Annotated in this window: 12 protein-coding genes, 1 pseudogene and 1 riboswitch; of the genes and pseudogenes, 6 read left to right on the forward strand and 7 right to left on the reverse strand. The window is 69.8% G+C overall.

Annotated features, from left to right (window positions below):
• Window positions 1-1,075, forward strand: a pseudogene (locus tag VGD93_RS03265) (hypothetical protein); the annotation flags it as partial.
• Here VGD93_RS03265 and VGD93_RS03270 read toward each other — a convergent pair.
• From VGD93_RS03270 to thiB, 3 genes are read right to left on the reverse strand one after another with little or no spacing between them, the layout of a single operon-like run.
• The gene (locus VGD93_RS03270; protein WP_395009147.1) at window positions 1,064-1,702 is read right to left on the reverse strand and encodes an ATP-binding cassette domain-containing protein; all 639 of its coding nucleotides are present in this window, start codon (window positions 1,700-1,702) and stop codon (window positions 1,064-1,066) included. The pseudogene VGD93_RS03265 and the gene VGD93_RS03270 sit on opposite strands and share 12 nt — an antisense overlap.
• Window positions 1,689-3,305, reverse strand: coding sequence for a hypothetical protein (locus tag VGD93_RS03275; RefSeq protein WP_395009149.1), 1,617 nt, complete (start codon window positions 3,303-3,305; stop codon window positions 1,689-1,691). Before VGD93_RS03275 ends, VGD93_RS03270 begins: the two co-directional genes overlap by 14 nt.
• The gene (thiB, locus tag VGD93_RS03280; RefSeq protein ID WP_395009151.1) at window positions 3,280-4,284 is read right to left on the reverse strand and encodes a thiamine ABC transporter substrate binding subunit; all 1,005 of its coding nucleotides are present in this window, start codon (window positions 4,282-4,284) and stop codon (window positions 3,280-3,282) included. The genes VGD93_RS03275 and thiB overlap by 26 nt, the downstream gene beginning before the upstream one ends.
• A 61-nt stretch (window positions 4,285-4,345) precedes the next feature.
• A riboswitch (TPP riboswitch) is annotated at window positions 4,346-4,446 on the reverse strand.
• A 25-nt stretch (window positions 4,447-4,471) separates the two neighbouring features.
• On the opposite strand from thiB, the gene VGD93_RS03285 reads away from it, so the two are divergent.
• Window positions 4,472-5,176: a thiamine diphosphokinase gene (locus tag VGD93_RS03285; protein ID WP_395009153.1), complete on the forward strand. Its 705-nt coding sequence runs from the start codon at window positions 4,472-4,474 to the stop codon at window positions 5,174-5,176.
• A gap of 25 nt (window positions 5,177-5,201) precedes the next feature.
• Here the strand turns inward: VGD93_RS03285 and rpoH are convergent, their stop codons facing one another.
• Window positions 5,202-6,092 (reverse strand): RNA polymerase sigma factor RpoH, encoded by an 891-nt coding sequence (gene rpoH, locus VGD93_RS03290; protein ID WP_395009155.1) that lies wholly within the window; start codon window positions 6,090-6,092, stop codon window positions 5,202-5,204.
• 137 nt (window positions 6,093-6,229) lie between these two features.
• Window positions 6,230-7,264: an RluA family pseudouridine synthase gene (locus VGD93_RS03295; protein ID WP_395009157.1), complete on the reverse strand. Its 1,035-nt coding sequence runs from the start codon at window positions 7,262-7,264 to the stop codon at window positions 6,230-6,232.
• Between VGD93_RS03295 and VGD93_RS03300 the strand changes: the two genes are divergently transcribed.
• Window positions 7,263-7,613, forward strand: coding sequence for a hypothetical protein (locus VGD93_RS03300; RefSeq protein ID WP_395009159.1), 351 nt, complete (start codon window positions 7,263-7,265; stop codon window positions 7,611-7,613). The two genes, VGD93_RS03295 and VGD93_RS03300, sit on opposite strands and share 2 nt — an antisense overlap.
• A 9-nt stretch (window positions 7,614-7,622) precedes the next feature.
• Here VGD93_RS03300 and VGD93_RS03305 read toward each other — a convergent pair whose 3' ends face one another.
• Both VGD93_RS03305 and VGD93_RS03310 read right to left on the reverse strand, forming a co-directional pair.
• Window positions 7,623-8,816: a hypothetical protein gene (locus VGD93_RS03305; RefSeq protein WP_395009161.1), complete on the reverse strand. Its 1,194-nt coding sequence runs from the start codon at window positions 8,814-8,816 to the stop codon at window positions 7,623-7,625.
• Window positions 8,817-8,956: 140 nt separating this feature from the next.
• Window positions 8,957-9,529: a DUF1134 domain-containing protein gene (locus VGD93_RS03310; protein ID WP_395009163.1), complete on the reverse strand. Its 573-nt coding sequence runs from the start codon at window positions 9,527-9,529 to the stop codon at window positions 8,957-8,959.
• Window positions 9,530-9,681: 152 nt separating this feature from the next.
• Between VGD93_RS03310 and VGD93_RS03315 the strand changes: the two genes are divergently transcribed.
• The 3 genes from VGD93_RS03315 to VGD93_RS03325 all read left to right on the forward strand — a co-directional run.
• Window positions 9,682-10,167: a YHS domain-containing (seleno)protein gene (locus VGD93_RS03315; RefSeq protein ID WP_395009165.1), complete on the forward strand. Its 486-nt coding sequence runs from the start codon at window positions 9,682-9,684 to the stop codon at window positions 10,165-10,167.
• 57 nt (window positions 10,168-10,224) lie between these two features.
• A complete protein-coding gene (gene chpT / locus VGD93_RS03320) occupies window positions 10,225-10,905 on the forward strand; it encodes a histidine phosphotransferase ChpT (protein ID WP_395009167.1) in 681 nt (226 codons plus the stop codon).
• Window positions 10,906-11,257: 352 nt separating this feature from the next.
• Window positions 11,258-12,535 (forward strand): sigma-54 interaction domain-containing protein (locus VGD93_RS03325; protein WP_395009169.1); only part of this gene is annotated, 1,278 nt, incomplete at its 3' end.

Here is a 12,535-nt window from a genome sequence, read left to right on the forward strand (position 1 = left end):
GCCCGCCAAGCCGGAGCGCGAGGAGCGACCGGCGCGCCGGGGACGCGGCGGCCGCGAGGCCTTCCCGGAGGCTGGCTTCCCGCGGGCCCGACCCGAGTCCGACCGGGGCGGCATGGGGGCCATCACCATCTTCCTCATCGTCTTCGCCGTATTGCTCGTCGGCGCCGGCGGCGCCGGCTATTGGGCGGTGAGCCAGGGCTATATCGACGTCGCCTCGATGTTCTCGAGCGCTCCGGCGGCCGAGGAGGCATCCCCCGAGGCCGCGCCGCAGCCGGTCGCCGTTGCCGAGGCGGCCGCGCCGGCGACGGGCCCGGGCAATACCGCCGCACCGGCCGAGACGGCCGTGCCGGCGAGCGAACTCAAGGCCGAGGAGCGGCTGACGCCGGAGCCGGCACTGACCGGCAGCGAGCCGCTGGCGCTCGCCCCGGTGGGCGAGCCGGGCAAGACCGAGGAGCGGCTCGGGGTCGCCGCCAATGGCGCGGCCGCCGGCAGCGCGGAGGCGGCGGTGGCCGCCATCGATCCGGCCAATATCGCCGGCAGCCAGTCGCTGCTGCTGGAGGCGTCCGACAACGGCACCACCGGGGCCGTGCCGTTCTCGGGCACGGTCGACTGGTCGAAGGGCACCGACGAGACCGGTCTGCCGACGCTGATCGGCAAGGCCAACATCCCCGCGCGCAATCTCGGGGTCGACGTGCTGATCCGCAAGAATTCCGATCCGAGCCTGCCCGCCAGCCACCTGATGGAGATCAATTTCCGCGTTTCCGACGGCTTCATCGGCGGCTCCGTCGCCGGCCTGCCCGGGGTCTTGCTCAAGAACGAGGAACTGGTGCAGGGGGCGCCGCTGGTAGGTGCCTCCGCCCGCGTCGTCGGCAACTCCTTCCTGTTCGCGCTCAGCGCCTCGCCGGAAGACAGCAGCGCCAACAACAACCTGCTCACCACCCGCAAGTGGATGGACCTCGCCATCATCTATGCGACCGGCAAGCGCGCGATCATCACGCTCGAGAAAGATGCCGAGGCCGAGGCCATGTTCAAGGACGTATTCGAGGCCTGGGGCCGGACGGCGTCAAGCCAGTAGCAGGCGGCCGCTGGAGATGCGGTAGTGCCGCGCCGCCAGCGCGGCGATGTCGTCCTGGTGGTGGCTGACGAGGACGGTGATCCAGCGATGCGCCTCGGTCAGCGAGCGGACGAGCGTGCGGGTCGCCGCCCGGCTGTCGTCATCGAGGGCGGAGAACGGTTCATCGAGCAGCAGCACCGGCCGGTTGCGCAAGAGCGTGCGCGCCAGCGCGACGCGCTGCTTCTGCCCGCCGGACAGGGTATCGGCGCGCTGGTTGCCGACGCCGGGCAGGCCGACTTCGTCGAGCGCCGTCGCTACCTTGCGCGCCACCTCGGCGCGGGGCGTGCCGGGCGGCAGGCCGAGGGCGATGTTGTGGGCGGCGCCGAGGTGCTCGAACAGGCTTTCGGACTGAAACAGGATCGACACCGGGCGCGTTTCAGGGGGCAGCGGCAGCAGGTCGACGCCATCGAGGGTCAGGCGGCCGCCGGTCGGCTCGAGGAAACCGGCGATGAGATCGAGCAATGTCGACTTGCCGGAACCGCTCGGGCCGCTGACGGCGGTGACCTCGCCGGGGGCGGCGGTCATGGTGAAGCTGTAGTTGCCCCACATGACCGGATGCGCATAGGCCAGGTCCTCAAGCACGAGCATGGGCGATGGCTCCGAACAGGCGGGGGATGGCGACGAAGGCGAGGATGGTGAGGCTGAGCATGATGGCGGCGATGGCGGCGGCATCGTTGGTGCGGTAGGCACCGAGCGAGCGCACCATCAGCAGCGGCAGGGTGGCGAAATCCTGCGTGCCGAACAGCGCGATGACCCCGAGATCGCCGAGCGAGAAGCAGAAGGCGAGCGCCACCACGAGCCCGGCGTCGCGGCCGACCAGCGGCCATTCCACATCGCTGAACTGGCGCCAGCCGCCCAGGGCGAGCGAGCGGATCACCCGGCCGCGGCTCAGCGCGATGGCGTCGAGCGGCGGCCCCAGCGTGGCGACCGCGAACGGCAGCGCCAGCAGGGCGTTGGCGATGACCACCACCACGGGCGCGGCGGCGTCGGGACTGATCCCGGAATTGCGCACGAACAGGAAGATACCCAGCGCCAACACGACGGCGGGGGTGGCGAGATAGGCGTAGGACGGCACGCCGATGCCGGTGCGGAAGACGGGGTTGGCGCTCGCCGCCCGGCCGAGGCCCAGGGCGAGGGCGAGGAGCAGCGTCAGCGCCGCCGACAGGGAGGCGATGACGAGGCTCGCCGCCGCCGAGCGCCAGAAGGTGGGCCGCTGCAGCAGCGCGCCCAGTCCGGTGCCGAAGCCGTCGACGAGAATGGCGGCGAGCGGCAGGGCGAAGCCGAGCACGCCGAGCCCCAGCACGACCCATTGCGCCAGTTGCGCCCAGCCCCGGTCCGACCAGCGTTGCTGGCGCACCGGGCCGAGGCTTGCCGGCACGTGACCGAAGCCGGCCGCGGCGAGAACGACCAGGGAGCAGGCGCCGATCTGCACCAGCGCCAGCAGGACGGCGGCATTGAGGTCGAAATCGAGGCGGACGGCGGAGTAGATGGCGACTTCCAGGGTCTGGTTGGCCGGTCCCCCGCCGAGCAGCAGCACGATCGGGAAACTGGTGAAGGCCAGGAGGAAGATGATGGCGGCAAGGCCTGGCAGGCTGCCGCGGATGGCCGGCCAGTCGAGGACGGCAAAGCGGGTCCAGGGCGTCAGCGCCAGGCTCTGGCCGGTCTTGAGCCGCGCCATCGGGATGGCGTCGAGCCGGCCTAGCAATACCCTTGCGGCAAAGGCGCCGTCGAGGAGGACGTGGGCGGCAAGGATGCCGCCGAGCCCGAAGATGGGGACGTCGAGCGGGGCGCCGAACAGCGCCTGCCAGGCGGCGTTGACCCAGCCGGACCGCCCCCACACGGCGAGGAGGCCGAAGGCGACCACGATGCCGGGGGTGACGATGGCCGAGGCGAACAGGCCGACGGCCAGGTCGCGGCCGGGGAAGCGCAGGCGGTTGAGCGCCCAGGCCAGCGCCGTGCCCACGAGCAGCGACAGCACGGTGGTGAGGCCGGCCTGGATCGTCGTCATGGCGAGCAGGTGGCGGACATCGACCGGCGTGCGCGCGGCAGCCGGCTCGGCCGAGGCGGCGGCCGCGATCGACCACAGGACGAGGACGACGAGTCCGGCGATGGCCGCCGCCACGCCCGTGCCCCCGAGAAGCCGGAGCGGGCGTGGCGGCAGCGGGCTATTGGAGCGCCTGGAGCGCTTCATCGATCCACGTCCGGCTCATCGCCGTGATGTCGCTTTCGGGAATCGAGAGCAGTTTCTGCGGCTTGGGCTGCTCGCCGAATTCGGGCGGCAAGTCGGGGCCGAGGTCGATGACGGGGTACATCCAGTTGGTGGTGGGGATGACCTTCTGGGCGTCGACCGAAGTCAGGTAGGCGAGGAACTGCCGGGCCAGTTCGGGCTTCTGCGAGCCCTTGAGGATGCCGGCCACCTCGACCTGGGCCAGGTGTCCCTCCTCGAACGGGGCGAAGGCGAAGCGGTGGTCGCCCTCGGCGACGGCGTGATAAACCGGCGAGGTGGTGTAGGAGAGCACCATGTCGGCTTCGCCGTCGAGGAACAGGCCATAGGCCTCGGACCAGCCGCGCGTGACGGTGAGGATGTGCGGCTTGAGACCCCTCCAGATCTCGGGGGCCCGGTCGCCATAGGCGGCCCGCACCCACAGCACGTTGCCCAGCCCCGGCGTCGAGGAGCGCGGATCCTGGATGACGATCTTGAAGCTCGCCGGCAGCGCGATCAGGTCCTCGAAGGAGCGGGGCGGGTTGGGCAGCTTCTCCTTGTTGTAGACATAGGCGAAGTAGCCATAATCGAACGGCACGAAGTCCGGGTCGGTCCACGGGGCGGGCAGCGCCAGCCCGGACAGATCGAGTCCGTGGGGGGCGAACAGCCCGGTGGCGCGGGCCTCGCCGGCAATGGCGGTGTCGAGGCCCAGCACGATGTCGGCGCGGCTGGCCTGGCCTTCAAGCTGCACCTTGCGCAGGGTGGAGATGGCGTCCTCGGTGGTGGTGAACTCCACCACGCAGGTGCACTGCTTCTCGAAGCCCGCCTTCAGGGCCGGCCCGGGCCCCCATTCCGAGGCGAAGCTGTCATAGGCGTAGATGCGCAGGATCGGTACTTCCTCGGCGCCGGCCGGCAGGGCGGCAAGGCCGAGTAGAGCCGCAAGCGCGAAGCGGGCAAACGTGACCATCGGTCATCCCCCAAGGTTGCGGCCATGTGTGAGGGGAATGTGTCAATGGTCGGGGCGTGCAAGCCCTTGCCATCTCGAACTTCCTCCGCCAGCATGACCTGGTTCAGGTTCAATGGGTGACTCTCAGTTCCGGAAACCTCCGGAACACCCCAGCGAGACGCCCGACACATAGCAGAGTTTGGGCACCATGCAAGTACAGCCGCAGCCGCCGGCGGTCGCGACCTTCGACGACGTGCTGGTGATCGTCGGGGGCGGCAGCGTCGACGCGGACCTGCTGCGCGAACTGTATGCGTCGGGGGCCCGGATCGTGGGCGCCGACGGCGGCGCCGACCAGATCGTGGCAGCCGGGCTCAAGCCCGAAGCCATCATCGGCGACTTCGATTCGCTGCGCGATCCGGCGCGCTGGCTGGGCAAGACCCGCCTCATGCAGATCAGCGAGCAGGAAACCACGGACTTCGAAAAGGCCCTGTACTCGACGCGGGCGCCGGTGACCGTGGCGCTGGGGATGACCGGCTCGCGCTTCGATCACACGCTGGCGGCGCTCGACGCGGTGGCGCGTTACGCCGAACGGCGCAGGATCATCCTGGTCGATACCGAGGATATCGCCCTCGGGCTGACGCAGGCGTTCTCGTTCCGGGTAGGCTATGGCGAACGCGTCTCGATCCACCCGCTGGCGCCGGTCACCTTCTGGCGTTCGGAGGGCCTCAAATACCCGCTCGACGCGGTTCACCTCGCTCCCGGCGTGAGAAGCGGCGCGTCCAACCAGGCGACGCAGGGGCCGTTCACCATCGTGCCGGAGGAGGGCATCCACGCGCCGTACCTGCTGATCGTCGGGCGCCAGCATCTGATGGCGCTGATCGAGACGCTGATGGCAGGGGCGCGACGCCAGTGAGGCAGGCGCACGCGGCGCCCGCCAGCTAGGCCTGTTCGCGCTCGCGCTGCCTGGTACGGGCCGCCTGCTGCACGGCATCCTGCACCTTCTCGAAGGCGCGCACCTCGATCTGGCGGATGCGTTCGCGGCTGACCTTGTATTCCTGCGCCAGTTCCTCGAGGGTGGCCGGTTCGTCGCGGAGCCGGCGGGCCTGGAAGATGGCTTTCTCGCGCTCGTTCAAATCCTCCATGGCGTTGCCGAGCAGCGCCATGCGTTCATTGTACTCCTGCGAATTGCCGAGCGTGGTTTCCTGGTCGGGCGTGTCGTCCACCAGCCAGTCCTGCCATTCCGACGTGCCCTCGTCCGCCCGCATGGGCGCGTTGAGGGAGGCGTCGCCAGTCAGGCGCTGGTTCATCGAAACGACGTCCTGCTCGCTCACCGACAGCGTCGTCGCGATCTGCTTGATCTGGTCGGGGTGGAGATTGCCGTCATCGAGCGCGGCGATCTGTCCCTTGATCTTGCGCAGATTGAAGAACAGCCGCTTCTGCGCGGCGGTGGTGCCGATCTTGACCAGCGACCACGAGCGCAGCACGTATTCCTGGATGGCGGCGCGAATCCACCACATCGCATAGGTGGCGAGACGGAAGCCCTTGTCGGGCTCGAAGCGCTTGACCGCGTGCATGAGGCCGACATTGCCCTCGGAGATGACCTCCGAGATGGGCAGGCCGTAGCCGCGATAGCCCATGGCGATCTTGGCCACGAGGCGCAGATGGGAAGTGATGAGTTTCTGCGCGGCGCCGGGGTCGCCATGCTCCTTGTAGCGCTTGGCGAGCATGAATTCCTCGTCCGGTTCCAGCATCGGGAACTTGCGGATTTCCTGCAGGTAGCGCGAGAGTCCGCCCTCGGCGGAAAGTATCGGCAAATTGGTCTGGGCCATGAAGCACCCCCTTCGTTCCCCCGCAAGCGGCGGGACTACCCTCCCTGTCGCATGGCACAGGCAGGCACGCGTCTAATATAGGTCCAATTCGGGCGATGATAAGACGTCACCTGCCGCGCTGCGACGGCGGTGCCGACTCATTCCGGGGCGCGGTCTTCGGCCCGCGCCAGATCATAAGGCGCGAGGGCCGCCTCGAGTTCCACGAGATCGGGCGGGAGCGGTGCGGCAAAGTGCATCGTCTCGCCGGTCACGGGGTGCTCGAAACCGAGCTCGGCGGCGTGCAGGGCCTGCCGGCCAAGGGCCAGAACCGCGGCTTTCGGGGCCTCGGGCAGGCGGTTGGCCTTGGTGGCGAAGCCCGGCGCATAGACCGTGTCGGCGACCAGCGGGTGCCCGATATGCGCCAGATGCACGCGAATTTGATGGGTGCGGCCGGTTTCGAGCTCGCAGCGCAGCCGCGTGATGCTCCAGCCCTCGCCGCCGAACCGCTGCTCCACGGCATAATGGGTGATCGCCACCCGCCCGTCGGCGCGCACCGCCTGCTTCAGCCGGTTGTTGGGATCGCGCCCCAGCGGCGCGTCGACGGTGCCGCGGGCCTGCTGCGTCCGGCCCCAGACCCAGGCGAGATAGGCGCGGTGGAGCGGGCCGGTGCGGCCGTGGTCGGCGAACTGGGCGGCGAGGTGGTTGTGTGCCTGCTCGGTCTTGGCCACGACAAGGACGCCGGAGGTATCCTTGTCGAGCCGGTGCACGATGCCCGGCCGGCAGACGCCGCCGATGCCGGCGAGGCTGTCCCCGCAATGGTGCAGCAGGGCGTTGACCAGCGTGCCCGCGGGACTGCCGGGAGCGGGATGGACGACCATGCCGACCGGCTTGTTGATCACGATCAGGTGCTTGTCCTCGTAGAGGATATCGAGCGGGATGGCCTCGGGCCGGGGGGCGGCCTCGATCGGGGCGGGGGCGGCGAGCGAGACGATTTCGCCGGCCTTGAGCCGGTATTTGGGCTCGGTCCGCGTTTGGCCATTGATCGCCACGGCGCCTGCCAGTATCAGGTCCTTGATGCGGCTGCGCGACAAGGCGGGGACCGCGCGGGCGAGCACGGCATCGAGGCGCCCGCCGGCCGCATCGGTATCCACCGCGATCTCCCACTCGATGTCCTCACCGGAAAAGTCCTGCATGAGCGATCCTCACACTGCCGCCGAAACCCCGGAGCTGTCGCCCGACACGAAGGCGCTGCTCGCGCGCGCGCGCCGCTCGTTCCTGGTGTCGATCGGGTTGCTGCTGGCCGGCTTTATCGCCATCGGCGGGGTCCTTGTCTATCGTGCCTCGCAGGGCGGGGGGAGCCCGAGCGGCGCCGACTACGTCATTGCCTCGCTGAAGATCCCGGCGGGCGCCGAGATCATCTCCGCCGTCGCCGCGGGGGGACAGCTCACCGTCACCTTCAAGGCCGGCCCGATGACCAGCGTGCGCATCTTCGACGGCAGGACCGGCGAGATGATCCGCGAAATCCCGGTGGTGAGCGAGTAGGCGGAAGGCTCAGTCGCCCTCGTGGATCTGCTTGATCGCCTGCAGGCGGTCGGAGACGGCGCGCTCGCCCGCGGCTGCGCCTGAGTGCTGCGCCGCGAGGGCGCCGCTGACGGGGAATTCGTCGAGCGCGGTGCCGTCGTCGGCGTAGCGCTGCACCCGGTCGAACAGGCTCTCCTCGCTGTCCGGAAGGCCGTGGCCGTCCACGGCATAGACGAGGCGGCTGACGTCGGAGGCGATGTCGTTGAGGCGCTCGCGCAGGTGCGACTGCTCGAGGCGCTCGGTGTCCCAATCGGCCATGATGGTGGCCTCGACGGTGGCCACCTTGCGGCGCAAAGCCTCGAGTTCATCCTCGAGCGAGAGCTTCTCGGCGAGCAGCTGGCCCTGCCGCTGCTCGCCGATCTCGACGATCTTCGCCGTCTCCTCGAGCAAGGTGTTGACGCGGTTCTCGGCGTCGGCGATGCGGGCTTCGGCCTCGATCAACTCGCCGTTGATGGCCGTCTCGGCGTCCTGCTGGCGGGCCACCGAGTCCCTGAGTTCGGCCGCCTCGGCAGCGGCCTCGACGGAGCGCCGGTCCGCCGCTTCGAGCTGAGCGATGAGGGTCCGATTCTGCGTCTCGAGGAAACTCGCGCGCCGGCGTTCGATCTCGAGCCTTTCGAGCAGGTCGTCGACGTCGCGGTTGTAGTCGCCCGAGAGGGTCTTGCCGTCGACGTCGAAGCCGCGCGGGGCCTTGTCGCGGATGAGCGCGCGCGCCTCCTCGAGCTGGGTCACCTTGTCGGCGAACTCGCGGTCGCGCATGCGCAGGCGCTGCGCGAGGTCGGCGCCCTCCTTCTCGAGTTCGAGCACGCGGCGGCGCAGCTCGGCTTCGCGCTCCTCGAGTTCGCGCACCACCTGCAGGTGATTGTCGCGCTCGCCCTTGATGCCGCCGAGCTCGGATTTCTTGCGGTTGATGTCGCGCAACTGGTCGGCGAGGCGCCGCCGCAGGGCCTCGACATTCATCTCGAGGCGCCGGGTAGACAACGCGAATTCGGCGCGCAGCTGGTCCTTGTCGGCGCGGAATTCGGCCATGGTGATGGGGGTGGCGGCCTCGATCCGCTTTTTGGTGAGGCGCACGGCCCGCTTCCACACGGCCGGCATCACGATCAGCGCCGCGAGCCCCGCCAGCAGCGCCCCGAGCACGAAATACATAATGTTTTCAACGACCATGGCACTACTCCGCCGAACTCGGCCGCGGGTCGGCGGCGCCGACCGGACGGCCCAGTCTAGCGGATCGGGGCGCCGTGGTCACGGCACCAGCGGGCCCGCGGGCACGATTTGGCCGCGCCGATGAACGGCGGACAGAACGCTCAGAACGGGTTCCAGGTCGGTTCCTGGGTGAACTTGAGGTAGCCGACATTGAGCCCGGCGCGCAGGCCGACGCCGGAGCGGATCGGCACCAGCACCACGTCGTGGTACTTCATCACCGTCATGCCGAGCCCGCCGACGACGTAGGCGGAGCCGTCGACGCCGGGATAGCGCCCGTAGATGGCCGCGGTCGAAGCGAGATTGTAGACCAGCATCATCACCTTGGAGCCGTCGCCGCCGACGTCGAGCCCGATGCTGGGGCCCTGCCAGAACACCGGGTGCTCGCCCTGGTTGCGGGTATACATGGTGCCCTCGCCGTAGCGGGCGCCGGCGAAGATGGCGCCGCCCGCCTCCTCGCCCAGGATGTAGGCGTTGGGCAGGCCGAACTCGCTCACGGCGCGCTCGACCAGCGACGCCAGGCCCTGCGCCACCGAGCCGAAGAACTCGTGGCCGGTATCGATCAGTTCCTCACCCGAGAAGGTGTCGCTGACCGAGCCCGCCTGGGCCAGGGCCGCCCCGGGCAGGCCGGCGAAGCCGACGAGGAGCAGGACGGTGGCGATGACGCGTTTGAGCATTCGGTACTCCCTGTGGGCGGGCGGTTCCGCGGGTGCGGGCCATTTACGAAGCGCTCACCATGATCGGGCTAGGCTTCGGCCTGGTTCGCCTGCCGGGAATCTAGGCAGTCATGACGGCGATGATGCGGCAAATCCGTAAACAAATCTTAACCATGCTGGTGCTGGGGCTAGCCGCCGTGGCCGGCGGCGTGGCGCCGGCGGTGGCCGCGACGCTGGTGACCGCCATCGTTGCCGACCCGCTCACCGGCGTCGCGATCGAGGGCTACGACCCGGTCAGCTACTTCACCGAACCGGCCCCGCTGCCCGGCACGCCCGATTACGTCTACGAGTGGGGCGGGGTGCCGTGGTACTTCGCCTCCGCCGCCAATCGCGACGCGTTCATGCGGGCCCCCGACATCTACGCGCCGCAGTTCGGCGGCCACTGCGCCATGAGCCTCGCCCGCGGCTATTTGTCGGAGGGCCGGCCCGGCCTGTACGCCATCGAGGGCATGCGGCTCTACCTGTTCTATTCGACGGCCAACCGCGAAGCCTTCCTCGCCAGCCCGGCGCGGGCGGCAGCCCGGGCCGAGGCCAACTGGCAGGGCTTCGCACTAACGCTGGCCGGCCCGTCCGTGTCGCCGGCCGCCCCCGCCCCCTAGGGATCGGCTGGTCTTGCGGCTAATCTAGCCGGAATTGATTCGTCGGAGACCACTTTCATGGCCGAAATCATCGAGCTCAAGGCGACGGACCTCGCCGCAATGCTGTGCTCGCGCGTGTGCCACGACCTCATCAATCCGGTCGGCGCCATCGGCAACGGGCTGGAGGTGCTGGCCGACCCGACGCAGGGGGCGATGGCCGAAGGGGCGCAGGAGCTGATCGCCAATTCCGCCCGCCACGCCCGCGCCAAGCTCGAGTTCGCGCGCCTCGCCTACGGCGCCTCCTCGACCGCCGGCACCGATTTCGACACGCGCGAGTGCGAGCGCGTGGCGCGGCTGCTGTTCGAGATCGAGAAGGCCGACCTCGACTGGCAGGTGCCGCTGATCCTCTTGCCCAAGCACAAGGCCAAGCTGCTCATGAACATGCTGCTGATCGCCAGCCAGGCGGTGCCGCGCGGCGGCGTGGTGACGGCGGCGGTGGAGGGCCCGGCCGGCGCCGAGGCGTTCCGCTTCACGGCCAGAAGCGACCCCGAGAAGCGGCAGAAGACGCTGATGCCGGCCGGCGCCGAGGACCTGCTCAAGGGCAATCCCGAGGGCGGCGTCGACGCCCGCGGCATCCAGCCCTTCTACACGGGGATCCTCGCGCGCATGACCGACATGGAGCTCGCGATCGGCATCGAGAACGACGTCTTCGTGTTCACCGCGACGCCGCGGAAGACGGAAGAAGAGGCGGCGGCCTGAGGCGGCGCGGCACGCCCACCCCCTCACCCGCCCTTCGGGCACCCTCTCCCACGAGGGGAGAGGGCGATCCGGTGCCCGCGGCGGCGCCTGTGCCGGAACGAGCCCAGCGATTGAGTTCTCATGCGCGATGCGGACGTGAGATCTGCCGTCAAACTTTACCTCGCCGATCTTTATGACGGAGAGTCGGACACCCGTGTCGTAGAGGAGATGGGTGTGTGGTCCGGCGCGGCCGCAGCGCCAGCGGTTCTGGCGGACGGATGCCTCCCCCGTGGTCGCGGCCGCGGGGCGCTGGTATAGTCGCCGCCCGCGGGGCGCGGCAGCGGCCCGGGGCAGGGAAGCGCGGAGGCCGGCGATGCTTAAATCGGAACGGGAGATCGCAGCGCCGCCGCTGGCCGGGCTGGCCAGCATCGAGCAGGCGGTCAACGCCTTCAGCCTGCTGCGCAACTTCTTCGAGGGTGCGGTCATCGTCGACGCCAGGGTGCGCATCACCTGGATGGACGCGCGCTACCGCGACCTGCTCAAGCTGGCGCCGGGGTTCGATCCGATCGGGCTGCCGGTCGAGGAGGTGATCCCGCATTCGCAGATGCGCCGGGTGGTGGAGACGGGCCGGCCGATCCTGCTCGACATCATGGAGTTCGATGAGCGCCAGTTCGTCGTCTGCCGCGTGCCGCTCAAGGACGACGCGGGCCGCGTCGAGGGCGCCATCGGCTTCGTCTTCTACGACCGCGTGGACTACCTCGCGCCCATCCTCGAAAAGTTCGAGAGCCTGCGCAAGCAGCTCACCCGCGTGCAGGCGGCGCTGACGCGCGAGCGCTCGGCCAAGTACTCGCTGTCGAACTTCGTCGGCGTCTCCGACCAGGTGCGCGAGCTCAAGGCGCAGGTGCGCCGCTTCGCGCTGAGGGACGCGCCGACGCTGATCCTGGGCGAGACGGGCACCGGCAAGGAACTGCTGGCCCACGCCATCCACCAGCAATCCGACCGCGCCGACGGCCCCTTCGTCGCCGTGAACATGGCGGCGGTGCCCGAGGCGCTGCTCGAGGCCGAGTTCTTCGGCGTCGCGCCGGGCGCCTATACCGGCGCCGACCGCAAGCCGCGGCCGGGCAAGTTCGCGCTCGCCCATGGCGGCACGCTGTTCCTCGACGAGATCGGCGACATGCCGCTTTCCATCCAGGCCAAGTTCCTGCGCGTGTTGCAGGAGGGCGAGATCGAGGCGCTCGGCTCCAACACGCTGCGCAAGGTCGACGTGCGCATCATCGCGGCCACCTCGCAGGACCTCGAGGCGCGCATCGCCGAGCGCCACTTCCGCGCCGACCTGTTCTACCGCATCGCGGTCTTGACCATCCACGTGCCGCCGCTGCGCGAGCGGCGCGAGGATATCCCGGTGCTGTGCGAGACGCTGCTCGAGCAGATCGTGCGCGCCGGCGACCCGCGGCACCGCGAGATCGACCCCGGCGCCGTCGACCTGCTGCGCTACCACGACTGGCCGGGCAATGTGCGCGAATTGCGCAACGTGCTGGAGCGGGCGGCGGCCATGGCCACGGGCGACGTGCTCGACGTCGAGACGGTGCGCCGGGCGCTGCCGCAGGGCGCGGGGCATGGCGCCGGTCCCGCCGCCGGGCGGCGCGGCGCG

Origin of the sequence: Devosia sp. (assembly GCF_036406155.1) — a bacterium.
In the GTDB taxonomy this organism is placed as follows: Bacteria; Pseudomonadota; Alphaproteobacteria; order Rhizobiales; family Devosiaceae; genus Devosia_A.

Excerpts from the sequence above, each read along its gene's own strand:
- VGD93_RS03270 (WP_395009147.1), bottom strand. The coding sequence starts at position 1,702 with ATGCTCGTGCTTGAGGACCTGGCCTATGCGCATCCGGTCATGTGGGGC.
- VGD93_RS03315 (WP_395009165.1), top strand. The coding sequence starts at position 9,682 with ATGCTGGTGCTGGGGCTAGCCGCCGTGGCCGGCGGCGTGGCGCCGGCG.
- VGD93_RS03275 (WP_395009149.1), bottom strand. The coding sequence starts at position 3,305 with ATGAAGCGCTCCAGGCGCTCCAATAGCCCGCTGCCGCCACGCCCGCTC.
- VGD93_RS03310 (WP_395009163.1), bottom strand. The coding sequence starts at position 9,529 with ATGCTCAAACGCGTCATCGCCACCGTCCTGCTCCTCGTCGGCTTCGCC.
- VGD93_RS03300 (WP_395009159.1), top strand. The coding sequence starts at position 7,263 with ATGAGCGATCCTCACACTGCCGCCGAAACCCCGGAGCTGTCGCCCGAC.
- VGD93_RS03295 (WP_395009157.1), bottom strand. The coding sequence starts at position 7,264 with ATGCAGGACTTTTCCGGTGAGGACATCGAGTGGGAGATCGCGGTGGAT.
- thiB (WP_395009151.1), bottom strand. The coding sequence starts at position 4,284 with ATGGTCACGTTTGCCCGCTTCGCGCTTGCGGCTCTACTCGGCCTTGCC.
- VGD93_RS03285 (WP_395009153.1), top strand. The coding sequence starts at position 4,472 with ATGCAAGTACAGCCGCAGCCGCCGGCGGTCGCGACCTTCGACGACGTG.
- VGD93_RS03305 (WP_395009161.1), bottom strand. The coding sequence starts at position 8,816 with ATGGTCGTTGAAAACATTATGTATTTCGTGCTCGGGGCGCTGCTGGCG.
- rpoH (WP_395009155.1), bottom strand. The coding sequence starts at position 6,092 with ATGGCCCAGACCAATTTGCCGATACTTTCCGCCGAGGGCGGACTCTCG.
- chpT (WP_395009167.1), top strand. The coding sequence starts at position 10,225 with ATGGCCGAAATCATCGAGCTCAAGGCGACGGACCTCGCCGCAATGCTG.